Raw genomic sequence first — 23,312 nt, forward strand, 5'->3', positions numbered from 1 at the left:
CATGATCAGGCCTCCGCCGCGCGGCCTTTTTGCGGGAACAATCCGCGCGGCCGTTTCTGGATGAACAGGATGATGAAACCGAGGATGAGGATCTTGGCCAGCACCGCCCCGGCGAAGGGTTCCAGGAACTTGTTGGCCACGCCCAGACTGAGCGCCGCCACCAACGTGCCCCAGAGATTGCCGACGCCCCCGAACACCACCACCATGAACGAGTCGATGATGTAGGCCTGGCCGAGGTTCGGCCCGACATTGGTCAGTTGTGACAGCGCCACGCCCGCCACCCCGGCAATGCCGGAGCCGAGGCCGAAGGTGAGCGCATCCACCCAGTCGGCGCGCACCCCGACCGCCCGCGCCATGGCGCGGTTCTGGGCCACGGCGCGCAGCTTCAGGCCCAGCGTGGTGCGCTTGATGGCCACCAGCAGGATGAAGAACACCAGCAGCGCGAAACCGAAGATGAACAGCCGGTTATAGGTAATGGCCAGCGCCGGGTTGATGGCCAGTGAACCGCTCATCCAGTCGGGGGAGGCCACTTGACGGTTCAGCGGCGAGAACACCGAGCGCACCGCCTGTTGCAAAATAAGGCTGATGCCGAAGGTGGCGAGCAGGGTTTCCAGCGGACGGCCGTAGAGATGACGAATGACGCCGCGCTCAATGGCGATGCCCACCAACCCGGAGACGAGAAAGGCGGCGGGAATGGACAGCAGCAGGCTGGCGCCAATGGAATTCGGCATCAGCTGTTGCAGCACATAGGTGGTGTAGGCGCCCAGCATCATCAGTTCGCCGTGCGCCATGTTGATGACGCCCATGACACCGAAGGTGATGGCAAGCCCGATGGCCGAGAGCAGCAGTACCGAGCCAAGGCTGAGACCGAAGAAGATGTTCTCGGCGGCGTGGTTCAGCGACAGTTTTTCGTCAATGGCCACCAGCGCCGCCTTGGCGGTGTTTTTCACGCCGTCATCGGCATCGTTTTCCGCCAGGTTCTGCAGCTTGGCGCGCACTTCCGGGTACAGCGAGTTTTCCAGCGCATGGATGGCAGCCCGACGGTCGGCCGGGGATTCGCTGGCCAAGGCCGAGGCCGCGGCGACGCTGGTCAGCAAATCCTTCACACCACCGTCGCTTTCCTTGAGCAGTTGCGTCTTGACCAGCGCCAGCTGTTCCGGGCTGATCTCGTCCGAGGCAATGAGGCGCTGCGCGGCGGCGAGGCGGTTGGCCTTGTCCGGCGAGGCCAGTTGCAGACCGGCAATCAGGTCGCGCAGTTCACCGCGCAGGGCGTTGTTGACAGAGATCATGTCCAGGCTGAGCGCGGAGGACGGGCCCAGCGCCTGGCCGGTGAGGGCGTCGGTGGCGGCCGGGTCGTCGCCTTCGGCGGCGACAATGACGATTTTCTTCGGGGCTTCGGTGGTGCTGTTCAGCTGACCTTCCACCAGCGCCTCCAGCACCGGCAGCAGGCGCGGATGCTGTGTGGCGGACAGGCGCTGGATGATCTCGGCGCGGATGTCAAAGTCGGCATCGGGCAGGGCCAGCAGCAGGCCGTCGAAGGTGGCGGGCAGCGGGGCGGCCGGGGCTTCAACGGTGACGTCGGTGGCGATGCTGTCGGCAACGGGGAGGTCGTCGGCCTGGACGGTGGGGTGCAGTTGTATCAGCAGCAGCAGGATCAGGCTTTGCCAGAGCAGTGGCCTGTGTGGGGTGGGGCGGGTGTGTGGTGGCATGACGGGGTTCCCTGGGCTGGTATTTCAGCTTGTATCCAAGTTTGGAGGGCAGGAATCGTGCCAGTCTTTATGGTTATTAATTTTCTTTTTTAATCAATGAATTGGCGATGGTTGGCTGGGTTTTTGGTTGGGGCGCTGGATGCAGGCGTGCCTGATTTGATGGCGTCTGCCTGACGCAGGCCCTACTTTTGTGCTTGCCAAAAGTAGGCAAAAGCGCGTCCTTCGCCAAAACTCGCGAGAGGGCTGCTCTCTGTTTCAATGGCTTTGACTCCATCACTTCGGTGACGGGCTTGTGGCTCGGACAGTTGGCTGCGGACAGCATTTGGGGGGCGTGGTTCGAATGCAGCGTTTGCGAGCGGTATTTGAAGAGGGGCGCAATGTGGGGAAGTGTTTGTGAGGCGTTAGAGGCTCGTTGATGAGGCGTTAACGCTTGTCTGGTTATTCTTGCATCGATTGGTGTGGGGGTTGGAAACTAGGCGGCGTTCAAAGAATGGTCAGCTCAGTTTCGTGGCGGGGCTGAAATGGAGGCTGGGTAGCGTGTTGAATGTGAATTGGCGGGTGAGTGAGTCACAGGTCGAGGCTATCCGGGGCTTGCTGGAGAAGCGCGCGGTGTGGCTGGTGATGCCGGTTGCGTTGAGGCCGGCCTTTCTGGCTTGGCGGCTGCGGGATCTGGGGCGGTATATCCGGGTGGCGTCGGCGCCGTTGCTGTTGTTGGTGATCGGGCTGGCGGTGGTTGAGTCGTTGCAACAGGCGGGCAAGTTGTCTGTTCATGATGAGTCGCTGTGGCGTTTCGGTTCGGGCTTTATCTGTCTGGCCGTGGCGCTGGGCTTGCTGGCAGCGCAGTCTCCCTTGGTGCAGAAGCACTACCCTCGCTTGGCGATGCCGCTGGCGACCCTGATCCTGGCAAAATTCGTGGCGATGCCGACTTTTCTGGACAGCCCGTCTGCGGCGCTGGCGGAGAGTTTTTTCTGCATGATTGCCATTACTCTGGTGACGCTGGCCATGCGCCTGACGCTGTTCCAGGCGACTGCGGTGTGTGTTTGCGGGCCCTTGCTGGGTGTGACGGTGGCCTTCTTTTTTGACGGCGGGCCGCTGAGCCGGCATACCTTCTTCGGGTATTACTTCGTGGCGCTGGCCGGTGTATGCCTGTTTGTGGCCTGGCTGATGGAGGAAGAGGAAAAGGAGAGTTTCCTGCAATCCGTATTGATTGAACATGCGGCGGCCGAGCGGGAACAAATGATTGCCGATCTGGACCGTATGGCGCACCGCGACAGCCTGTCGGGGCTGGCCAACCGCCGGGAACTGGACCGTTCGCTGTCGGTGGAGTGGGAGCGCATGCAGCGGGAGCAGAAGCCATTGTCGGCGCTGTATATCGATATTGATCACTTCAAGAAGTTCAACGACCACTACGGGCATGCGAAGGGCGACCACTGCCTGGCGGCGGTGGGGCGGGCCATTGGCGATGCCCTGTTGCGTCCGGCGGATTTGGCGGCGCGTTATGGCGGTGAGGAATTTGTGGTGCTGTTGCCGGATACCGACCTGAACGGCGCCCTGGATGTTGCCCGGCGTTTGCTGGCCGGTGTGGCAGCGCTGGATATTCCGCATGCCGCGTCTGCCACGGCGTCGTTTGTCACGGTCAGTGCTGGGGTGGCGGCATTACTGCCGCATCCGGCGCTGCGACAGGCCGATCTGCTGGAACTGGCGGACCGTGCCTTGTACGAAGCGAAGCAGTCAGGTCGTCACCGGGTTTGCTCTGCGGTGGAGCCATCGATGCCACCGGTGCGTCCGCGCAGCGCCCGGGCCGGTTGCTCTTAGTTGTCTTGTTTGGGAAACAGTCCGGCCAGCGCGGCGAAGGGTTTGTGCTTGGCCGGGGCAGGGCCTTCCTCACGGCTGGTGATGGTGGCGTTGCCGTCTTGATGCACGTATTTGGCGTGTTCGTGGTCGTGGCAGTATATGCACAGCAATTCCCAGTTGCTGCCGTCGGCGGGGTTGTTGTCATGGTTGTGGTCGCGGTGGTGCACGGTGAGCTGGGAGAGGTTGGCGCGGGTGAATTCGCGGGTACAGCGGCCACAGACCCAGGGGTACAGTTTCAGGGCTTGTTCGCGGTAGCCTTGCTCGCGGGCGGCGACAGCGCGGCGGGCTTCGGCGACGGTTTTGTCGTTGGCGGACATGGCGGGACTCCGGCGGGTGATGAGGGGGAGCATAGCGCAATTTGGGGGGTGCGGCGGTAAGCTGAAGTTCAATAAGGTTGCAGCTTGTTAAACTTTAGACCGGGGGCCTTTGTCCCTGAACCATGTGTGTACGGTACTGAACAGAGAATATTCTTGGCATGGTTGATACTTGTTTGCTCAGATATCACGCAATGTGATTCTTCGCAGGGGCAAATAACATGACAAGGCATTCCGTTAAAATTTGGACAATTCTCCTGCTTTCAGGAGTATCTGCCATATCCATCGTCGGCTGCGATAAGGTCACGAATTCTGATCCGGCAGTTCACGCGAACGGTACTACAGAGGTGAGCGATGTCGATTTGACAGCAAACGTGCAAAGGGCCCTGATTGGGAGTGCTGAGCTGAAAGATGTTCAGATCACTGCAAAATCTCAAAAGGGTGACGTGCTGCTGACCGGGGCAGTGATGAATCAAAGCCAGTACGACATGGCCGCTTTGGTTGCCAGCAGTGTTAGCGGCGTTCACACCATTCACAATGAAATTGTCATTGGGAAGTAGTACCGGATCGGTTCCTTGGGCGGTCTGCGGATGATGTTGCGCTATTTCCGTTGATGCAAACCTCACGACTTGCTTTGCCGTTTTCTCGCCAATGCCTGCCACACGATATAGCCAGCTATCAGGATGACCCATGCGCCTAGAGTGAGCCAGGCAAAGGTCTTCAGTTGGTTGCCGGTGCAGAAGTCGCCAAGAGCGGGGTTGAAGGAGTCGCAGCCGAAGGCGAGGACGGCAAAGGCGAATCCGGGGCCGAGGTGCAGGATGGTCAGTCCGTAGATCAAGGCTCGCAGCATCTGTATGGCCCGGTTGAGATGATGACATGAAGTCTATCATGGTGATGCCGGGGGATTGTGTCTCTACCCATCTACGCAGGCTGATCAAAGTTCTCGTAGTGATGAACACGGCACTCCGAGACGAATTTTTCCATGCCTTCCGGGATGACGGCGGTATTCCAGTTTTCACCGGCGAAGGCGTCCACTGCCGCTTCATTGAGCCATACCGAGATCATGATGTATTCATCCGGATCCCACCGGGTGGGGCGGCCTACCGTGACGGAAACCAGGCCGGGGGCTGCCTGAACATACGGCACCGAGACGGAGAGGAACTTGCTCTCGAACTCGGTATGCAGTTCAGCCGGAACCCGGACTCGAAAGACTCTGGTGATCATTGTTGTTCTCCGGCGGATATAAGCTTGAAGTGACAAGTCTGTGGGTTGGGTTGACGAAGCCAGCGTAGGGCGCATTAATAATGCGCCGTATTTTCCATTCATATCAAGCAGCCATGTCCGGCATAGAAGGGCGCAGGCACTGCGCCCCAACGGCGTTCTTCGTCCATCAAGGAATTGTGAGCCAAAATATCCCGTCTCCCGGCGGGCTTCTCTTTACCCTGTTTTGCCCACCCTAAGCCGCGATCAGAACCACCTCCCCTAAATGTAGATAATTCGATCCTCCCCTGACTTTCAAAATTGCCAAATTGTAGTACAATCCAACCTCCATAGGGCGGGAAAGGCTTACGAAATGGCGTCAAGGCTGTGTGAAATTCAGCCAAAGTACGCTTTTCAGGGGGCAGCAGTCATGAAATGACCCCGGCCTGTCAAGAAATGACCTCTATGCACCGGGCAAATCTTGACTACGCTTAGACCACTCAGTGACATGCGGATCATTACGAAACCATCGGCATGTTTAATTCAACGCAGGGGACAGATTCATGGGCAACATTACCTTTATCGAACACGATGGCGCTGAACATCAGGTTGAGCTGGAAGTGGGCAAATCGCTGATGCAGATTGCGATGGACAACGGTGTTCCCGGCATTGATGCCGATTGCGGCGGCGAATGCGCCTGCGGCACCTGCCATGTGATCGTGGACAACGCATGGCTGAACGTGGCGGGTAAGCCCGGTGCGGAAGAGTTGCAGATGCTGGAAATGACCCCCGAGAAAAAACCGGCCTCGCGCCTGTCCTGCCAGATCAAGGCCACCGATGCCATGAATGGCATGGTGATCCACCTGCCGGAATTCCAGATGTAATGTCGCGTCACAACGCGAGATGTGTCCCCGTTAGCCAATACACTGCCTGGGTTGAAAAATCATGAGCCTGCTGAAAACCGCCTACGACAAAGCGACCTCGACCTTTGCCGAACTGAACGAAAAAGTACCCGCCATTCAAAAAGCCACGGACCTGGTGGTCGAAACCGTCTCGGCCAACGTGCCGATGCCGATCCTGATCAAAGGCATCCAGACGTTCCAGAACGTCAAGCATGCGGTGTTGCAGACCCAGGCCTTTGAAGAGTTCGTCGAAAAGCCCATCCCCGATGTCATGAGCCTGAAGCTCGAAGAGATCGATGTCAGCAATCCCTTCCTGTACAAGCAAAAAAAGTGGCAGTCCTACTTCAAGCGCCTGCGGGATGAATGCCCGGTCCATTATCAGAAGAACAGCCCCTTTGGCCCCTTCTGGTCCGTCACCCGCTATGAAGACATTGTTTTTGTAGATAAAAACCATGACTTGTTCTCGGCCGAGCCTGCCATCATCATTGGTCAGACCCCCGAAGGCTTGCCGGCGGAAATGTTCATTGCCATGGACCCGCCCAAACACGACAAGCAACGGCAGGCCGTTCAGGATGTGGTGGCGCCCAAGAATCTGAAGGAGCTGGAATCGCTGATTCGCTCCAGAACACAGAATGTGCTGGATGAACTGCCGCTGAACCAGCCGTTTGACTGGGTGCAAAACGTGTCCATCGAGCTGACCACGCGCATGCTGGCCACCCTGTTCGATTTCCCGTATGAAAAGCGCCACAAGCTGGTGTACTGGTCTGACATCATTGCGGGCAGCCCGCAAGCCACCGGCGGTCCGGGCAGCAGTAATGACGAGTTCTATCGCGCCGCGATTGACATGACCAAGCAGTCTTCGGAGCTGTGGCACAAGAAGGCGGCCCAGAAGGCGGCGGGTGTACCGATGGGCTACGATGTGATGAGCATGCTGGTCTATTCCAAGGACACCGAAGACTTGATCAAGAAGCCCATGGAATTCATGGGCAATCTGGCCTTGCTGATTGTCGGCGGCAACGACACCACGCGGAATTCCATGTCGGGCGGCGTGTATGCGCTGAACCTGTTCCCCAACGAGTTCATCAAGCTGAAAGCCAAGCCCAGCCTGATTCCCAACATGGTGTCCGAGATTATCCGCTGGCAGACCCCGTTGGCGTACATGCGCCGCATTGCCAAGCAGGACGTCGAGTTGAACGGCCAGTTGATCAAGAAGGGCGACAAGGTGGTGATGTGGTATGTCTCGGGCAACCGCGATGAACGCGCCATTGAGCAGCCGGATGAATTCATCATTGACCGCAAGGGCGCGCGCAACCACCTGTCCTTCGGCTTTGGCGTCCATCGTTGCATGGGCAACCGCCTGGCGGAATTGCAGTTGAAAATCCTGTGGGAAGAACTGCTGGCCCGTTTCGACAACATTGAAGTGCTCAGCGAACCGGAAATCGTCCAGTCCAACTTTGTGCGCGGCTACGGCAAGATGATGGTCAAACTCACCCCCAAGGCTGCAGGCTGATTCGCCATGACCCCGAAAACCGCCGTGATCATTGGCGCCAGCCATGCCGCCGCCCAGCTATCCGCCAGCCTGCGTCAGGAAGGCTGGGACGGGGATATTCTGGTGGTGGGTGATGAGGCGTATCTGCCGTACCAGCATCCGCCGCTGTCGAAGACGTTCTTGTCGGGCGACAAGACCGTGGCGGATCTGTACATCCGGCCTGCCGCGTTTTATGAAAAAAACAACATCCGCTTTCGTCAGGCCCGGGTCACGGCCATCAACCGCGCGCAGCAAAGCCTGACGCTGGACGATGGCACCTCGCTGGCCTACGACAAGCTGGCGTTGTGCCTGGGCGCGCGCGTCCGCAAGGCCGGCCTGCCGGGCGAGCAACTGGCCGGGGTGCACTACCTGCGGACCATTGCCGATGTGCAGGGCATTCAGCCGGATGTGGTCGCGGGCAAGCGGGCGGTGATTATCGGCGGGGGCTATATCGGCCTGGAAACGGCGGCCTCGCTGCGCAAGCAGGGCATGGAGGTGGTGGTGCTGGAAATGGCCGACCGTATCCTGCAGCGGGTGACCGCCCCGGCCTTGTCGGCGTTCTACAGCCGCATTCATCGGGAGGAAGGCGTCAGCATCCATACCGGTGTCTCGGTGAAAGCGCTGGTCGGGGACACGCGGGTTGAACGGGTGGTGTGTGCGGATGGGAGCGAATTTCCGGCCGATCTGGTGATTATCGGCGTCGGGGTGGTGCCCAATGTCGAGCTGGCCCAGGCTGCCGGGCTGGACGTGGATAACGGCATTACGGTGGATGAGTTTGCCTGCACCAACGATCCGGCTATTGTGGCGGCGGGGGATTGCGCCAATCACTTCAATGCCATTTACCAGCGCCGCATGCGGCTGGAGTCGGTGCCCAATGCCGGGGATCAGGCGAAGGCGGCGGCGGCTTCAATGTGTGGGGTGAAGAAGGCCTATCAGAGCTTGCCGTGGTTCTGGTCGGATCAGTATGACCTGAAGTTGCAGATTGCTGGGTTAAGCCAGGGTTATGACCGGGTGGTGTTTCGGGGTGATCAGGCGAACAGCCGGAGTTTTGCGGCGTTCTATTTCCAGGGGGCGCGTTTGATTGCGGCGGATTGCATTAACCGGCCGCAGGAATTCATGCTGAGCAAGAAGATCATTCTGGACAATATTGTGATTGAGCCGGGGCGGTTGGTGGATGAGTCGGTGGCGGTGAAGGATTTGTTGGGGTGAGGGGGGGCGGTTCATTCCACGTCCCCAGCGAATTGTTTGTAGAACCCGGAGTCTGCCTGCGATTCCGGGTCGTTGGCCATGGCTTCGTAGTCGGCCTCCATGTCCATGCGGCGCAGGGCTTTGCGCAGGTTATCCTCGATGTATTGGCTGCGTTGTTTGGCCGGGACGGCGGCCCGGAATTGCTGGACGACGGCGGCGTCGAGGGTGATGGTCATTCGTTGTCGCATGAGGAGTGCCAATTCATGAGCATGAAGATGTGCATGATTATGCGCTTTTGGATGCGGTAAGCCAGACGGTGGGTTTGTCAGATGACGGGGTCGTAGGGGCGCACTGCGTGCGCCCTCGCTTACGAGCATGGTGGTTTGAGAAAAGTTGGGAGCTTGTTTGTTTAAATTGAGCTACGTCCCTGATTTTCTGTCGGGATGGTAATGATGTTTCACAACTGATCCCGTTATCTCGGCCCGATCAGCTACGTAAAGCAATGACAGGGCCTGATCTTAAACAGATCAGGCAGCTTTGTGTAATGCTACCACATTGTTCTTACGGGCAATTTTGGCGGCTTTCTCAACCCGAAGTAGAGCTTGATGTGCTGCGTCGGTTGCAACGTCGTGGCATATTTTTTGAACCCCTCCGGCCAAGGCAATTCGTGCATTGCGAGCCGCCCCGCCATAGAGCCATTTATCACCGTCCCAAAACGGCTGACACCAGCTATCACTCATGATCCACCTCTATCGACGTTTTGGTTTCAAAGTTACTTCGGCACTCAGGACGCACTGATTTCCGTGAAAACTGGCATCGGACCAGCCAGCCTCGATCATGTGCTGCGAATACCATTCTTTGACCGAATCGACCACGCGCTCCTTTTTTTCCCCGGTCACTTGATTGTAAAGGCCAAGCACTTGATTGGCGTTGACCACTTGAGTTGGTTCATTGACAGAGCGGTCTTTCGGATCAGGTGCAACAAAAGGTCTTGCCATATAATTCTCCACAGGTATAGTACTGATTGGTACGAAGCGTGTACTTGGTTTTCAGTGTGTACTTAGTTCAGGTGTGTGTCAATATTTTTTGTGGCGTACAAATTTTAATGTTTGGCGCAAAAGGATTTGAGCTATGTACATCAATCTTGGATGTTGCCGTAGAGGCGGCCCCTACGGAATGGTTGCTGATAGTGCAGAATTTGAACTAGACGTTGGTGTTGTTGACGGGGATGGGAAATTTGAGCTCTATAGGGCAATTGCTCGGCGGGTTTAGCGGTATGAGAGTTGTGTTCCTGTAGGGATAATCCTATCCTTCTATAGTTTGATTTGAGTTTGTAATCTCATCATGAGTGCTATTGCAAAGCTACGATTTATCCACCTATCAGATATCCACTTCAACAACAGAGCCGCTTCATACGGATTCGACCCTGATCGTGAGCTTAGGAGAGCGGTGGAACGTGATATTGCTGAGATGAGGGTTCAGCTAGGGAATGCGGATGCAATCCTCATATCGGGTGATATCGCCTACGCAGGTAAGCGTGAGGAGTTTGAAGACGCCGCAGAGTGGTTAGGCGACATTTGCACTGCCGCAGGCTGCGGGCCTGAAGCAGTTTTCATGTGTCCGGGCAATCATGACGTCGATCAAAGCGTAATTAGAGATAACCCTCTGATTCAGGATGGGCACGATGCAATCCGGCGTGAAAATACTCATTACGAACGCGATACGGCACTCACCCGGCGACTCGTACAGCCTGGCGTGCGTGCGCTTTTTTATTCGCCGATTGCTGCATACAACGAGTTTGCTGCCCGCTACCAGTCGTCTTTCTTTGCGGATAGCAAGACTTTCGTTTGGGAGCACGACTTCACGCTTAATGACAGTTCAACGCTACGGCTTCGCGGCCTAAATACAGCGCTTCTCTCCGGCTTGGCAGACCAAGAGCGAAGCCTTTTCCTTGGTTCACGAGCTTGGACGCTGCCCATCCATTCTGGGGTTGAATATATGGTAATGGCACATCATCCCCCCAGTTGGTTGGCTGATGGGCGAGAGACCGAGCGCGCCTTTGAAAATGTTGCTCGCATCCAACTCTTCGGTCATGAGCACGACCAGCGCATAATGCCAGGTAGAGACTGGGTGAAACTTTTTGCAGGGGCAATCAATCCACATCGCGCTGAGTCTGGTTGGAGGCCGGGTTACAACATTCTTGAGGTGTATGTGGATCCCATTCCGGATCGCCGCCTAAAAGTAGAGGTGCATGCGAGGGAGTGGCAGGGTGCGCCAGCACAATTTCGGTCGATTGAAGACATTCGACATGATTCAGTTCATCGTACGGAAATAAAGCTACCGGATCTACCCGAGGCTATGCGTACTATGGCTTTTTTGCCTGCCATCTCCTGTCCTTCATTGGTGATGTCAGAAGCAAAAGGTGAATTGGAGGCGAAGTCAGTGGATCCACAGCAACGCTTTCGGATAGCCGTGTTTCGGTTTTTCCGCCTATCGCTTTCGAAGAAAAACGAGATTGTCGGCCATCTGAGGCTCTCCGAGGAAAGTGACAGTCGTCTAACCGATGTTGAGCGCTTCAAGCTCTCATTGCTAAGAGCGCGAGAAAGAGAGCAAATGGACGCAATAGAAGCACTTATGGATAAATTGGAGAATGATTGATGCATGCAATTAAACGGATGGGGATCCTATACGGAAAGCTCGGCCTTTCGACAGATGCCAGCCTAATTGAACGACGTGGGAGTAGTATTGAGGAAGCGGCTGACGCTTTGGAAGCCAAGGACATACCTGAAATCCTGCGATACGTCTTCGGTATAGGTCGTGCAAATGCGGCTCCAGGTTTTCTCAGCCACTTCAGCAATCAAGACCCCACATTCGATGTTCAACCTAGAGACCATGAGGCTGCTCTGCTAGCTAGTGCAGTCGTTGCCTTTGAGATGGAAAGAGAGTCTGACCTCAATGGATTGCTGGCTCTTTGCTTGGTGACGGCTTCCTTTGGAGGTATACGACCACCACTTGTAGACGACCAACTACTCAAGCTTGGGGATAAAACCCTTGCACATGCGCAAAGCGCAGCTACTTTGGTGCCCCCAGATCGTCGATATATGAAGCAGCCAAAGGAGTTAACTGACGCAGCCACTTCCCTGCAAAACAGCAACATTAATGTTGCTCTGCCTCATATGATTTCGTCTATTCAACAGCTTGGTAAATATTCAGAGGCGAACGCGCTTGCTGCGGCAAAGAGTGATAATGATATCCTCGGGTATGTGAGGCGGCTCGAAGATGAGCTTCGCACTCATTGGTGGGTAACTGGAGGGTGGAGCACTGATGCTGGCGTAGCTTTCCGTACTCTAACACCAATTGAGGCTGCTTTGCGGGCTGGGAAAGAGCTTGCAGACAAGAACGGAAACAAACTTGGTCTGTTTTCCGCACCAGCCCTTCTAAGTATGGTCATCGAAACAGGCCGAAAAGTTGCTATCAAGGATATGGCCCTAACCGAGGCGGCAACTCTTTCAAATCGGGTATGGAGACTCGATTCTTTCGGGGCTGAGGCCGAAAAATCACTGGCAGACCTCCTGCCAGTAACGTCAGCGCTAGGTCTAGCAGCGTTAAGCGATGATGCCGATGATTGGCAGCCTCGATTCAAGCGCTTTACTAATATTGACCCACGTAAGAAATTGCACCCACTTGATATTGCACTCCAGTTATATCGTGAACGGCTGGTGCTGCGAGCCTTGGAGGTTTGATGATGAACCTCTTGGCGTACACGTGTCGGATCCCTGGATGCCAAGGACCACGCTCTGGCGTATGTATCAACAGCCTAAGCCTCAGTGAATGCCCAGACGTCATTCCTATAGGAGAGGAAGATAGTGCAGAAGGCACCTCTGTTGTCCCGGAGGTCGATCCTGTTAGCAATGAGCTGGTTCAAACTGGAGGCGTAAGTAGTCTTGATGCGGCAGCATGTGATGCCTTACTGCGAGCGCGCGGAGGGACTGTTGTGGCAATAGTTGCAGGGCCTGAGGTGGGTAAGACAACAATGATTGCCACCATGTATGAGCTGATACATCGGGGACGCTTAACAGCGTATCGCTTTGCAGGATCTGAGACTCTCCGAGGCTATGAGGAGCGATGTCACTTATCACGAATGGCGTCAAATGCTGCACGCTCGGACACGCCGCACACACCGATATCAGCGAAACTCAGTTTTACTCATCTGAAGGTTGCAACGTTGTCTGGCATAAAGGATGTCATTTTCTCCGATCGATCGGGAGAGCATTTTGATAATGCCTTGAAGCGCCCCTCTGACATCGCTGGATTCGCAGAGCTCAAACGTGCTGACATCATCCTTTTGCTCGTGGATTTGGAGCAGTTGCTAAAAACACCACACCATCCTACTTCACAGGTACGTCGGCTATTCATGGCTATGGAGCAGCATGCGCTGTTAGAGAACAAGCCCGTAAGGTTAGTGGGCACGAAGGCAGACTTAGCGAAGACTAGAGATGCACGTAGTGAGGCAATATCTGCACTTAATGAATTGGCAGTAGATTTAAGTAGACGCACAGTTGGCCGCGTTTCTGTGACGTCTTCCCTGATCGCGTCCAGGGCAAGTGCTGGATCGACACAGATTGGTGAAGGATTTGAAGCCCTGATTGATGAAATATTAAAAGAGAAGGAACCTCCGAATTTTTGCGCAGGATCATCATGGCCCGAAAAAAACACTGAGTTGGATGCACTCATGCATGTGTACAGGAGTAAACAGCAATGATGCATCAACTGATTATTGGAATGCCCAACTCGGGAAAAAGTACATTCATCGCTGCGCTGCGTCATCTGCTACTAGCGAACGAGGTTACTACGGAGTTGAAGCTTACAGGGCTTGCAGAAAATGAAGCACACTTGAACCTGCTAGAGAGAGATTGGCTTGCCTGTCAAATGGTCGAGAGGACTAAGCCTGCAACTGAGGGGTGGGTACAGTTTCATGTCAGAGATCAGGAAAGTGGTATTGAATCTACCCTCTCAATACCTGATCTCAGGGGAGAGGCTTTTGAGCAACCGGCCTGCATTGGCAAATGCCAGAAAGAGCTTCATGACTCCCTAATAGAGACAGATGGTATTTTACTCTTTACCAATGCAGATCGTGAGGATGATGCTCTTCTAATATCTGATTTTTCTGACATTCTTGGTGAAGATGAAACAGCCGATCAGCAACCGCTCCATGGCTTCAAGCCGGAAAACATGCCTGAAGAGGTAAAAATTGTAGAGTTCCTTCAATTCGCAAACCGACGGCCGAGATATCCTCGCAAACGTAAAGTCGCTGTCTTAATATCCGCGTGGGATATTGTCGAAAACCAACATGTTTTGTTACCGGATAAATGGCTTGAGACACATCGGCCAATGCTCGCCCAGTTTCTAGAAACGAATTATGACCTATGGGAAACTCGCGTTTATGGAATCAGTGCCCAAGGAGGAAAGTTGCCAGAGATGCAGGTGACTCTTGAGAAGATCAAAAAGCCGTCAGAGAGAATTCGCGTTGTAGGTAATTGTGCTAAAATTCATGATCTCTCTGCACCTTTACGATGGCTCATGTTGGAGCATCGCTAATATCATGCAGGTGACATCGAGCATCTATATCGATCAGGTATTACACGGCTATGATCGCGGTCACAAAGAATTAGCTGCCTCCATTTCTTTGGATGAACAGTCTCGCGCACTAATGTTGGTTTTGAGCGATTTGATCGCCTCTACAAGTTTGGAAGAAGGAGTTTCTTATCTGACTTCCTATCCACTTCGGCACGCATCAAAACACGTGCTCGCTAGGACTTGGGCGGCGGGGCGAGGTTTTAGACCTGGCAGCGTCTGGACGCATTCATTAATCCTTGATTATCAGGCATTAACACTAATACCTGATCTCGCTGCGCTTCGATCACACTTTAAGTTCCCTGAGAAAGGAAATCATAATAACTACACCGTACCCATTGCCTTTATAAGTAAAGAGCAGAGTCCTGAGTTGGTTGAACAGGGGTCACGAGCAATTGATGCCCTAATGCAGCTCTATGGGAAAAATCCTAGGCGAGAAATTAATCTGCCTCGTTCGACAGCTGAGTCGGATGAGATACTTGCTCTCGCCTTGTGGCGACAAATGTGGCCAGGATTACGTCGCGATTTTGCTTTCATTACGTGTATTAGTAATGACCTACTAGGCCTCGAAGCTGGATGCATCCTCCGCTTCTTTGATCATGAAAATTATCAATTAGACCCAATTGCTGAGCCACTTGATGAGGGCTATCGCTGGCTTCTGGAGGATCTGCCAAAACTGGGGCCAACAGATCTCCGTTCATTTTTGGGGCGCTATGTTATCGAAAGCAAACAGCCCCGTCGTTTGGTGATACCCCTCACTGAATTGCAATACGAAAAAAAGAGTAAGCCAATAAACCTAAGTCTTAGCCACATTCTCTCACTGAGCAAGGGTGAATCGCTCCCAAGGCTGGTAAGGGATATCATTGTAGAAGGATTAAAGAGTGCCTCGAGCAATCTTGATGTTATTGAAATTGTGCGTATATTTCGTCAGGAAATAATAAAGCTTGATTTGTTTGAATTAAGAAATCGCATAGACTCATTTTCAGAAAGTGAGTTCCGAATATTGTTAATGATAACAAGCCCATGTAATGATAATTCGCTTGGAAGTAGTATCTTTTCTGATCTTTTAAATATATCGCCATTGGAAAAATTAGTGATGGCAGTAACAGAAGAAAATCGACTCCCAATGCTACTGCGACGGCCTGAGCTTGCAAATGTCAATGAATTCTGGCCCAATTCTGACTTAAGCAGGGCAGAACTTATCAGTCAGATACACCCCCTTAATATATTCAACCTAGAAAAAGCCATAGATATTTTTGGTTATAATATTGGAGAGCAAACTGTTTCTGCATTGCTCAACGACACAGCAAGCCTATCTCCTGAAGTTGTCATGTTAATGCGCAATGGCACGAAAGAGGTTTGTGACATTGTTTCTGCATGGATTGTGCAAGTACCAGTGCGCTTTGGAGGCTTGATGGGCATGCACGATAATATAAAACCAGCTGTAGTTGAGGCGTTGGCCAGAGCACAGATTAACTTTGGCTCTCATAATCAACATTGTTTGCTCTGGTCGAAACTTGTTTGCTCAGCAGTAGAAGAAGCCAATCAGTCTATTGGCAATGCCAGTTTGGTTGTTGGATACATCTCTGCATTGAACTTAGAAGGAGAACCCTCGCTTATTCTTGCGAGAGCTGTGTATGACCCCCTGCAATATGCTGTACATAGACATAGGCTCTCAAGAGAAGAGGTGCGGTATTTGGAAGGCCATCTACCCTTAGCCATCCGAACCTCATTGATACGTATCAAACTTTGCAGGAGCGCTGTCCTCAAGTGGCCTCCACTGGAGATGCTAGATCTCGGGGCTTTAACAATTAGCAGCAACCCGGAGTATCTAAAAGAGTTGGGCAGCGAGATTGAGTCAATATACGGACGTCGTAAATTGGAGGAGATGCTTAATTCAGGTGATGTGTCTGCTGAGATGAAAGGTAGGCTCAGGTGGATTTTGGGGCCAATTAGCTCAAAAAGTATCCGTTCGTTCTGGTGGTGGTAAGTATCCATTTATTGATTTTGCCGACAAAAAGCCCGCCTTCCGGCGGGCTCCTTTTACCCTCTTTTGTTCACCCAACCCGCGATCAGAACACCTGCCCCGAACACTTCTTGGTGACCATATTGTAGTTACCGCACTTCAGCTTCACCCAATCCGCCACAATGTCCTTGCTGCCCGGCAGGAAGTCAGACCACGCATCACCGGCCACCAGACCCTTGGTCTTCCACACCGTCGCAATCTGACCGTTAGCCTGGATTTCACCAATCAGCACCGGCTTGGTAATATGGTGGTTCGGCAACATCTCAGCCATACCGCCCGTCAGGTTCGGCGTCTTCAGACCAATGATGGCGGCAGCCACCTTGTCGGTATCCGTCGACTTCGCCTTCTGCACCGCCTGCACCCACAGATTGAAACCAATCACGTGCGCTTCCATCGGATCGTTGGTCACGCGCTTCGGATTCTTGGTGAAAGCCTTCCACTTCTTGATGAACGCGGCGTTGGCCGGAGACTTCTCGCTCATGAAGTAGTTCCACGCGGCCAGATGGCCGACCAGCGGCTTGGTGTCGATACCGGAAAGTTCTTCCTCACCCACCGAGAAAGCGACCACCGGAATCTTTTCAGCCGTAATGCCCTGGTTGCCCAGTTCCTTGTAGAAGGGCACGTTGGCGTCGCCGTTGATGGTGGAGACCACCGCCGTCTTCTTGCCCGCCGAACCGAACTTCTTCACGTCTGCCACAATCGACTGCCAGTCAGAATGACCGAACGGGGTGTAGTTGATCATGATGTCGGCTTGCTTGACGCCCTTGGCCTTCAGATAGGCTTCCAGGATCTTGTTGGTGGTGCGCGGGTAGACATAGTCCGTACCGGCCAGCACCCAACGCTTCACGCCTTGCTTCATCAGGTAATCCACGGCGGGAATGGCCTGCTGGTTGGGCGCAGCGCCGGTGTAGAACACGTTCTTCGACGATTCTTCGCCTTCATACTGCACTGGGTAGAACAGCAGGCCGTTCAGTTCTTCCACCACCGGCAGCACCGACTTGCGCGACACCGAGGTCCAGCAACCGAAAATCGCCGACACTTTTTCCTTCTGGATCAGCTCGCGGGTCTTCTCGGCAAACAGCGGCCAGTTGGAGGCGGGGTCCACCACCACCGGTTCCAGCTTCTTGCCCAGCAGGCCGCCTTTCTGGTTCTGCTCTTCAATGAGCATCAGCATGGTGTCCTTCAGCGTGGTTTCTGAAATGGCCATGGTGCCGGACAGCGAGTGCAGGATGCCGACCTTGATGGTGTCGGCGGCCTGCGCAGTCATGGCGCTCATGGCCAGCCCGGCAGCCATGACTCCGGCTGACAGGTTCTTCAGCAGCGTATGCATTTTCATGTGCGTGTCTCCGTACTTGCTTGGTCTGGGGTCATGGGGTTACAGGGTCATCAACTGCACGCCAAGGCCGATCTGGGTGTTGTCGGATTTGACGGACGTGGCGGTGTAGGCGGTGTCCTTCACGAACAGGCTGACCTTGGCGTTGAAGGACTTCAGGAAGTAGTTGACGTTGAACTCGGTGGTGTCCTGTTCGTAGTCAGCCGTGACGCCTTTTTCGTAGCTGGTGGTGCCGAACTTGCCCAGCACCGACACCTTGCCGGGGCCGATCTTGCCCGGCAGCAGGTAGGAGGAGAGCAGGTAGAAGCTGTTGCCTTCGCTGAAACCGCCGTCGTAGCCGCCCAGCTTGTCATAGACGATGTATTCGCCTTCCACGGTGAACGCGCCGCCGTCACCCACTTTCTTTTCCATCAGGAAATCGAGGTTGGTGGTGCTCTTGCCGTCCACCATGTTGGTGGCGCCGCCCACGGCGAGGATGTTCTTTTCACCCAGATAGGTGCCGTTGACGTAGTAACCCGGCTCGGCGTCCCAGAAGTCGTACTGCACGCGGGCGGCGACCATGGTTTCGTTCTTGCCGAGGGTGGCGGGGATGTCGAACAGACCGGCGGAGATCTTCAGCTTGGTGTCAGCGAAGTCACCCCAGTAGGCTACACCGTCGGCGCGGCCATACTTGTCAATGAAGGGGTAACCGTCCTGGGTGCCGTCACTGGCGAAGTTCCAGTTGTTGGAGAAGTAGGCGCCGTAGCTGTTGGCGCGGTCGGTCGGGGCCAGGAAGCGGCCGGCCCAGATGTTCATGGTCGGGCTGTATTCAAACTGGGCGACGGCGTCCTGCACCGTCACCGATGTGTTGGAGCCGCTGGGTGACGAGGCATCGGCGACCCCGGTCATTTCACTGGAGAAACTGAATTTGATGTTCTCGGTGATCTTGCTGTTCAGGTAGATGTTGAAGCTGTTCAGCGCAAAGTCAGACGTGGAAGTGGCTGCGCCTTCTGTGTCCGTGTAGGTGAAGCTGGAACGCAGGCTGGCGGTGATGGTGGTATCCGGAATCTTCACTTCTGCGGCTTGGGCGGCAGAGCCCAGGCTGGCCAGAACCACAGCGGCCATCAGTGTCGTTTTACCCCGGTTAAGCGCGAATGGTGCGAACATGATGTTTCTCCGTTGATGACCATCAAAACACGGGGCGGTGGTCAGTCGGCCCCGATCGGCGGCGTTAAAGGCCGTTTTCGGTATCCGCTGCCAGCGCCTCGCGGGCGCTGTGCAGCATGTGCAGCGTGATCTTGCGCACCTCGGACTTGCTTTCGCCGATGTGCGTTTTCAGCAGGCGCTGTGCCTGGTCGATGCGTCGTTCCAGCACCGACCGTAAAATCTTGCCGTGTTCTTCATAGGTCGCTTCAATGCGCGGCCCCTTGGTGAAGTCCAGGCGGCGGATGATGCGGATGCGTTCCGTGATCTCGTGGTGCATGCGCGCCATCTCGCGGTTGCCGGTGGCTTCCACCAGCATTTCGTGAAAGCGTTCGTCCAGCATCGAGACGGTATGGCCGTCCTGGATGCGTTCTTCCGGTGTCACCAGCCATATGCGTTTCAGGTCGTCCAGAATCGGCGACTGCGTTTCCTGTTCGCACAGCTTCTTGACGGCGGCCAGTTCCAGCACGATGCGCACGTCATAGATTTCCTCGAAGAAACGGAAATCGAAGGGCTTCACCTGCCAGCCGCTGCGGTACAGCACATCCACATAGCCTTCCCGTTGCAGGCGGTACAGCGCCTCGCGCACCGGGGTGCGGCTGGCGTCCATGCGTTCCGCCACTTCGTTTTCGCTGAAGCGGTCGCCCGGCAGCAGGTGGAAGTTGAAGATTTCCTCCTTCAGGCGGCCATAGATGCGCTCGGCCAGGTTTTCCGGGGTTTCCTTGCGGCGGCCGCCGCGCACCACGTTCAGCTGCACGGGTTCGCTCATGGTCAGGCCTCTTCCGCCAGTTCAATCACCAGCAGCGGTTCGCCCGCGCCAATGGATTTGCCGGGGCGGCAGTGCAGGGCGCGCACCGTGCCGCTGACGGTGGCGTGCACCGGGAATTCCATTTTCATGGCTTCCAGGATCACCAGCGGCGTGCCGGCTTCCACCACATGCCCCACGTCCACCAGCAGTTTCCAGACGTTGCCGGAAATGTCGGCGGAGACCAGGTGCATGTCCTCGGCAATCGCCAGCGCAATTTCCTCTTCCAGTGCGGCCACCAGGTCCTGCGTGCTTTCGGCCTGCCACAGCGCCACTTCGGTGTCGAAGGCGGTCTTCTGCTTGGCGCGGAAATCGGCAATCGAGGCGGCGTTTTCGTGCAGGAAAGCGTCGTAGGTCTTCAGGTCGAAGGTCTCTTCCTCAATGCGGATGGTGGCGCGGCCTTCGCGGAAGTCTTCGCGCAACTGCGTCAGTTCGGCCTCGGTGACGGGGTAGAACTGCACCTGGTCGAAGAACTTCAGCAGCCAGGGTTCGCCGTCGGTGAATTGCTCGTTCTTCAGGAACTTGTTCCAGATCGGCAGGGTGCGGCCCACCAGCTGGTAGCCGCCGGGGGAATCCATGCCGTAGATGCACATGTAGACGCCGCCGATGCCGACCGTGCCCTCCGCCGTGAAGGTGCGGGCGGGGTTGTACTTGGAGGTCATCAGGCGGTGGCGCGGGTCCACCGGCACCGCGCAGGGCGCGCCCAGATAGACGTCGCCCAGGCCGAGGATCATGTAGCGGGCGCTGTAGACGATGTCGCTGACTTCTTCCCGCGTGGCCAGGCCGTTGATGCGCTGGATGAAATCGACGTTATTCGGCAGCCACGGCGCTTCGGCGCGCACGGTTTCGCGGTAGCGGTCCACCGCGCCCAGCGTGGCGGAGTCCTCGAAGGCCAGCGGCATGTACACCACGCGGCTGCGGATGGTCATGGTCTCCACGTCCGGCAGTGTGTTTTCCATCGCCAGCAAGGTGTTGACCAGCGCGTGCTGAGAAATGACGCGGCTGTCGTAATGGATCTGCAGCGAACGCACGCCGGGGGCCAGCTCCAGCACGCCGGGAATCGGCGCGGCCTTCAGCGCTTCCATCAGCGCATGGATACGGAAGCGGAAACGCAGGTCGAGGATGTTGGGGCCGTATTCCACCAGGATGTACTTGTCGCCCGCCTGCCGGTAGGTGACGCCGGGGTGGTGCTCGTAGGCGGCCAGCATGGCGATGATGCAGGCGGTTTTCTCGCACTCGGCGTCGGGGGCGGGCCAAACTTCATCGGCGGTCGAGGTCGTCATGCCTGCCTGCGCGGGAGTGACGGCGGTGGAGAGCGCGGCAATCGCGGCATCCTGAGCCGTCTCCAGCGCCAGCGCTTCTTCAAAGGTCATGCGTTTGAAGCGGATGCGGTCGCCAGGCTTCACCTGGCCCACCTTCCACAATTCGCCCTTGGCGATGGTGGCGGCGCAGACAAAGCCGCCCAGGCTGGGGCCGTCGCGGGTCAGGATCACCGGCATGTCGCCGGTGAAGTTGATGGAGCCGATGGCATATTCGCAGTCGTGGATGTTGGAGGGGTGCAACCCGGCCTCGCCGCCGTCGGAGCGGGTCCAGGTCGGCTTGGGGCCGGTCAGGCGCACGCCCAGCCGGTTGGAGTTGTAGTGCACCTGCCACGGGCTGGCGAAGAATTCGTCAATGGCCTCGGTGGTGAAGAAATCGGGTGCGCCGTGCGGGCCGTAGAGCACGCCGATGTCCCAGTCCGTGCCATAGGCGGGAATGAGTTCGGCCGGAGCCGGGGCAGGGGCGAACAGGGGCGCAGGGGTGTTGCAGGCGCTGATGTTAGGCTGGCTGATGGCCAGCATGTCGCCGTTGCGCAGCGTGCGCCCGGCATGGCCGCCGAACTGGCCGAGGGCGAAGGTGGACTTGCTGCCCAGATAGTCGGGCACGTCGATGCCCTGACGCACCGCGAGGTAAGCCCGGCAACCGGCCACGGCGCGGCCGGTCTTCAGCACTTGGCCGCTCTTGACCGCCACCGGTATCCAGCAGGCGACGGGTTCACCGTCCAACGTGGCACCCAGATCCGCGCCGGTGAGGGCAATGACGGTGTCGCCATGGAAACGCAACGCCGGTCCCTGGATGGTGAATTCCAGCCCGGCGGCAGCTTCGTCGTTGCCGACAATGCGGTTGGCGAGACGGAAGGCGTAGTCGTCCATGGGGCCGGACGGCGGTACGCCGATGTCCCAGTAGCCTTTGCGGCCGGGGTAGTCCTGCACCGAGCTGTAGGTGCCCGGTTCCAGCACTTCAATCAGGTGCGGCTGGTAGGTGAAGCGTTCCAGGAAGCGCGTGGACAGCGTGGCTTCGCGGAAGGCGGTGCTGGCGACGATCTGGCGCAGGTAATCGAGGTTGGTGCTGATACCGTAGAGGCGGGTGCTGTCCAGCGCCGCCTGCAGCTTGGCCAGCGCCTCGGCGCGGTTGGCGCCGTGCACGATCAGCTTGGCCAGCATCGGGTCGTAATAGGGCGAGACTTCGGTGCCGGTGGCCACCCAGCCGTCCAGGCGGATGCCGTCCGGGAAGGATACGTCGGTGAGCACGCCGGGCGAGGGCTGGAAGTTCTTCACCGGGTCTTCGGCGTAGATGCGCACTTCAATGGCCGCGCCTTGCGGCACCGGCAGGTTGTCCAATGACGGCGGTTCGCCAGCGGCGGTCATCACCATCCATTGCACCAGATCCAGGCCGGTGACCATTTCGGTGATTGGATGTTCCACCTGCAGGCGGGTGTTCACTTCCAGGAAGTAGAATTCGTCGCGCAGGCCGTCGTAGATGAATTCGACGGTGCCGGCGGAGGCGTAGCCTACGGACTCGCCCAGACGCACGGCGGCGTCCAGCAACTTGGCGCGGGTGGCGGCGGGCAGGCCCGGGGCGGGGGTTTCTTCCATCACCTTCTGGTTGCGACGCTGCACCGAGCAGTCACGTTCGCCCAGCGCCACCACCTTGCCCAGCCCGTTGCCGAAAATCTGCACTTCGACATGGCGGGCTTCATCGACAAAACGCTCCAGGAACACCCCGGCGTCGTTGAAGAAGTTCTGGCCCAGCCGCTGCACCGACTCATAGGCGGCCACCAGCTCGGCTTCGCTGTTGCAGCGGGACAGGCCGATGCCGCCGCCGCCCGCCGTGCTTTTCAGCATCACCGGATAGCCCAGTTTCGCGGCTTCTGTTTTGGCTTCCGCCAGGCTGGTCAGCAGGCCGGTGCCGGGGGTCAGCGGCACTCCGGCCTGTTCGGCCAGTTCCCGCGAGGTGTGTTTCAGGCCGAAACGGCGCAGCTGGTCAGGGCTGGGGCCGACAAAGACGATCCCGGCGGCAGCGCAGGCTTCGGCAAAACCGGCGTTTTCGGAGAGAAAGCCGTAACCGGGAATGATCGCTTCCGCACCGGTGGCCTTGGCCACTTCGATAATCGTGTCGCCGCGCAGGTAGCTGTCGGACGGCGACGGGCCGCCAATCAGCACCGCTTCGTCGGCGGCGGTGACATGGGCGCTGTAACGGTCGGCTTCGGAATAGACAGCGATGCTGCGCACGTCCATCTTCTTCAGCGTCTTGGCGATGCGGACGGCGATTTCGCCCCGGTTCGCAATCAGTACGGTCTTGAACATGACGGTCCGCT

General features: G+C 56.6%; 20 protein-coding genes and 1 pseudogene. 10 read left to right on the plus strand and 11 right to left on the minus strand.

What is annotated here, in order from left to right; translation table 11 throughout:
- Positions 1-5: 5 nt before the first annotated feature.
- On the minus strand, positions 6-1,709 hold the full coding sequence (gene urtB / locus Q7T36_RS04910; RefSeq protein WP_304844645.1) for an urea ABC transporter permease subunit UrtB: 1,704 nt from the start codon (positions 1,707-1,709) through the stop codon (positions 6-8).
- Positions 1,710-2,246: 537 nt separating this feature from the next.
- Here urtB and Q7T36_RS04915 point away from each other — a divergent pair.
- A complete protein-coding gene (locus Q7T36_RS04915; protein WP_304844646.1) occupies positions 2,247-3,524 on the plus strand; it encodes a diguanylate cyclase in 1,278 nt (425 codons plus the stop codon).
- Here Q7T36_RS04915 and Q7T36_RS04920 read toward each other — a convergent pair.
- Positions 3,521-3,880, minus strand: coding sequence for a YajD family HNH nuclease (locus tag Q7T36_RS04920; RefSeq protein ID WP_304844648.1), 360 nt, complete (start codon positions 3,878-3,880; stop codon positions 3,521-3,523). The two genes, Q7T36_RS04915 and Q7T36_RS04920, sit on opposite strands and share 4 nt — an antisense overlap.
- Before the next feature lie 218 nt (positions 3,881-4,098).
- On the opposite strand from Q7T36_RS04920, the gene Q7T36_RS04925 reads away from it, so the two are divergent.
- Positions 4,099-4,437, plus strand: coding sequence for a BON domain-containing protein (locus tag Q7T36_RS04925; RefSeq protein ID WP_304844650.1), 339 nt, complete (start codon positions 4,099-4,101; stop codon positions 4,435-4,437).
- A 62-nt stretch (positions 4,438-4,499) separates the two neighbouring features.
- Here Q7T36_RS04925 and Q7T36_RS04930 read toward each other — a convergent pair whose 3' ends face one another.
- Entirely contained in the window at positions 4,500-4,727 is a 228-nt protein-coding gene (locus Q7T36_RS04930) for a hypothetical protein (protein WP_304844652.1), read from the minus strand.
- Between the two features lie 71 nt (positions 4,728-4,798).
- A complete protein-coding gene (locus Q7T36_RS04935; protein WP_304844654.1) occupies positions 4,799-5,101 on the minus strand; it encodes an antibiotic biosynthesis monooxygenase in 303 nt (100 codons plus the stop codon).
- Positions 5,102-5,640: 539 nt separating this feature from the next.
- Here Q7T36_RS04935 and Q7T36_RS04940 point away from each other — a divergent pair.
- From Q7T36_RS04940 to Q7T36_RS04950, 3 genes are all read left to right on the plus strand, one after another.
- Positions 5,641-5,961, plus strand: coding sequence for a 2Fe-2S iron-sulfur cluster-binding protein (locus Q7T36_RS04940; protein ID WP_304844656.1), 321 nt, complete (start codon positions 5,641-5,643; stop codon positions 5,959-5,961).
- Positions 5,962-6,145: 184 nt separating this feature from the next.
- Positions 6,146-7,489 carry a cytochrome P450 gene (locus Q7T36_RS04945; RefSeq protein ID WP_304844986.1) on the plus strand — a complete coding sequence of 448 codons (1,344 nt, stop codon included), beginning with the start codon at positions 6,146-6,148 and terminating at the stop codon, positions 7,487-7,489.
- A 6-nt stretch (positions 7,490-7,495) separates the two neighbouring features.
- Positions 7,496-8,716 (plus strand): NAD(P)/FAD-dependent oxidoreductase, encoded by a 1,221-nt coding sequence (locus Q7T36_RS04950; RefSeq protein ID WP_304844658.1) that lies wholly within the window; start codon positions 7,496-7,498, stop codon positions 8,714-8,716.
- Between the two features lie 11 nt (positions 8,717-8,727).
- On the opposite strand, the gene Q7T36_RS04955 is transcribed toward Q7T36_RS04950, so the two are convergent.
- The 3 genes from Q7T36_RS04955 to Q7T36_RS04965 all read right to left on the minus strand — a co-directional run bounded on the left by Q7T36_RS04955 (position 8,728) and on the right by Q7T36_RS04965 (position 9,693).
- Entirely contained in the window at positions 8,728-8,943 is a 216-nt protein-coding gene (locus Q7T36_RS04955) for a hypothetical protein (RefSeq protein ID WP_304844660.1), read from the minus strand.
- A 279-nt stretch (positions 8,944-9,222) separates the two neighbouring features.
- Positions 9,223-9,435 (minus strand): hypothetical protein, encoded by a 213-nt coding sequence (locus Q7T36_RS04960; RefSeq protein WP_304844662.1) that lies wholly within the window; start codon positions 9,433-9,435, stop codon positions 9,223-9,225.
- A gap of 9 nt (positions 9,436-9,444) precedes the next feature.
- Entirely contained in the window at positions 9,445-9,693 is a 249-nt protein-coding gene (locus Q7T36_RS04965) for a hypothetical protein (RefSeq protein ID WP_304844664.1), read from the minus strand.
- Positions 9,694-10,039: 346 nt separating this feature from the next.
- On the opposite strand from Q7T36_RS04965, the gene Q7T36_RS04970 reads away from it, so the two are divergent.
- From Q7T36_RS04970 to Q7T36_RS04990, 5 genes are read left to right on the plus strand one after another with little or no spacing between them, the layout of a single operon-like run.
- Positions 10,040-11,353 (plus strand): metallophosphoesterase, encoded by a 1,314-nt coding sequence (locus Q7T36_RS04970; protein ID WP_304844665.1) that lies wholly within the window; start codon positions 10,040-10,042, stop codon positions 11,351-11,353.
- Positions 11,353-12,438, plus strand: a complete 1,086-nt coding sequence (locus Q7T36_RS04975; protein ID WP_304844667.1) for a GTPase-associated system all-helical protein GASH — start codon at positions 11,353-11,355, stop codon at positions 12,436-12,438. The genes Q7T36_RS04970 and Q7T36_RS04975 overlap by 1 nt, the downstream gene beginning before the upstream one ends.
- Positions 12,439-12,440: 2 nt before the next feature.
- A complete protein-coding gene (locus Q7T36_RS04980) occupies positions 12,441-13,457 on the plus strand; it encodes a hypothetical protein (protein ID WP_304844988.1) in 1,017 nt (338 codons plus the stop codon).
- On the plus strand, positions 13,454-14,293 hold the full coding sequence (locus Q7T36_RS04985) for a hypothetical protein (RefSeq protein ID WP_304844669.1): 840 nt from the start codon (positions 13,454-13,456) through the stop codon (positions 14,291-14,293). Before Q7T36_RS04980 ends, Q7T36_RS04985 begins: the two co-directional genes overlap by 4 nt.
- Positions 14,247-16,319 (plus strand): hypothetical protein, encoded by a 2,073-nt coding sequence (locus tag Q7T36_RS04990; protein WP_304844671.1) that lies wholly within the window; start codon positions 14,247-14,249, stop codon positions 16,317-16,319. Before Q7T36_RS04985 ends, Q7T36_RS04990 begins: the two co-directional genes overlap by 47 nt.
- 169 nt (positions 16,320-16,488) lie before the next feature.
- Here the strand turns inward: Q7T36_RS04990 and urtA are convergent.
- The 4 genes and pseudogenes from urtA to uca all read right to left on the minus strand — a co-directional run.
- Positions 16,489-17,625 (minus strand): annotated as a pseudogene (gene urtA / locus Q7T36_RS04995) (urea ABC transporter substrate-binding protein); the annotation flags it as partial.
- Between the two features lie 105 nt (positions 17,626-17,730).
- The gene (locus Q7T36_RS05000; protein ID WP_304844675.1) at positions 17,731-18,834 is read right to left on the minus strand and encodes a hypothetical protein; all 1,104 of its coding nucleotides are present in this window, start codon (positions 18,832-18,834) and stop codon (positions 17,731-17,733) included.
- 64 nt (positions 18,835-18,898) lie between these two features.
- Positions 18,899-19,639: a GntR family transcriptional regulator gene (locus Q7T36_RS05005; protein WP_304844677.1), complete on the minus strand. Its 741-nt coding sequence runs from the start codon at positions 19,637-19,639 to the stop codon at positions 18,899-18,901.
- 2 nt (positions 19,640-19,641) lie between these two features.
- Positions 19,642-23,301, minus strand: a complete 3,660-nt coding sequence (uca, locus tag Q7T36_RS05010; protein ID WP_304844679.1) for an urea carboxylase — start codon at positions 23,299-23,301, stop codon at positions 19,642-19,644.
- Between the last annotated feature and the right edge of the window lie 11 nt (positions 23,302-23,312).

The sequence above is a fragment of the Fluviicoccus sp. genome (assembly GCF_030646115.1).
GTDB lineage: Bacteria > Pseudomonadota > Gammaproteobacteria > Pseudomonadales > Moraxellaceae > Fluviicoccus.

What these genes read in the sequence shown, in the direction of transcription:
- urtB (WP_304844645.1), bottom strand. Translation starts at nt 1,709, where the DNA reads ATGCCACCACACACCCGCCCCACCCCACACAGGCCACTGCTCTGGCAA.
- Q7T36_RS04975 (WP_304844667.1), top strand. Translation starts at nt 11,353, where the DNA reads ATGCATGCAATTAAACGGATGGGGATCCTATACGGAAAGCTCGGCCTT.
- Q7T36_RS04930 (WP_304844652.1), bottom strand. Translation starts at nt 4,727, where the DNA reads ATGCTGCGAGCCTTGATCTACGGACTGACCATCCTGCACCTCGGCCCC.
- Q7T36_RS04980 (WP_304844988.1), top strand. Translation starts at nt 12,441, where the DNA reads ATGAACCTCTTGGCGTACACGTGTCGGATCCCTGGATGCCAAGGACCA.
- Q7T36_RS04970 (WP_304844665.1), top strand. Translation starts at nt 10,040, where the DNA reads ATGAGTGCTATTGCAAAGCTACGATTTATCCACCTATCAGATATCCAC.
- Q7T36_RS04960 (WP_304844662.1), bottom strand. Translation starts at nt 9,435, where the DNA reads ATGAGTGATAGCTGGTGTCAGCCGTTTTGGGACGGTGATAAATGGCTC.
- Q7T36_RS04925 (WP_304844650.1), top strand. Translation starts at nt 4,099, where the DNA reads ATGACAAGGCATTCCGTTAAAATTTGGACAATTCTCCTGCTTTCAGGA.
- Q7T36_RS04965 (WP_304844664.1), bottom strand. Translation starts at nt 9,693, where the DNA reads ATGGCAAGACCTTTTGTTGCACCTGATCCGAAAGACCGCTCTGTCAAT.
- Q7T36_RS04935 (WP_304844654.1), bottom strand. Translation starts at nt 5,101, where the DNA reads ATGATCACCAGAGTCTTTCGAGTCCGGGTTCCGGCTGAACTGCATACC.
- Q7T36_RS04955 (WP_304844660.1), bottom strand. Translation starts at nt 8,943, where the DNA reads ATGCGACAACGAATGACCATCACCCTCGACGCCGCCGTCGTCCAGCAA.
- Q7T36_RS05005 (WP_304844677.1), bottom strand. Translation starts at nt 19,639, where the DNA reads ATGAGCGAACCCGTGCAGCTGAACGTGGTGCGCGGCGGCCGCCGCAAG.
- uca (WP_304844679.1), bottom strand. Translation starts at nt 23,301, where the DNA reads ATGTTCAAGACCGTACTGATTGCGAACCGGGGCGAAATCGCCGTCCGC.
- Q7T36_RS04940 (WP_304844656.1), top strand. Translation starts at nt 5,641, where the DNA reads ATGGGCAACATTACCTTTATCGAACACGATGGCGCTGAACATCAGGTT.
- Q7T36_RS04985 (WP_304844669.1), top strand. Translation starts at nt 13,454, where the DNA reads ATGATGCATCAACTGATTATTGGAATGCCCAACTCGGGAAAAAGTACA.
- Q7T36_RS04945 (WP_304844986.1), top strand. Translation starts at nt 6,146, where the DNA reads ATGCCGATCCTGATCAAAGGCATCCAGACGTTCCAGAACGTCAAGCAT.
- Q7T36_RS04950 (WP_304844658.1), top strand. Translation starts at nt 7,496, where the DNA reads ATGACCCCGAAAACCGCCGTGATCATTGGCGCCAGCCATGCCGCCGCC.
- Q7T36_RS05000 (WP_304844675.1), bottom strand. Translation starts at nt 18,834, where the DNA reads ATGTTCGCACCATTCGCGCTTAACCGGGGTAAAACGACACTGATGGCC.
- Q7T36_RS04990 (WP_304844671.1), top strand. Translation starts at nt 14,247, where the DNA reads ATGATCTCTCTGCACCTTTACGATGGCTCATGTTGGAGCATCGCTAAT.
- Q7T36_RS04920 (WP_304844648.1), bottom strand. Translation starts at nt 3,880, where the DNA reads ATGTCCGCCAACGACAAAACCGTCGCCGAAGCCCGCCGCGCTGTCGCC.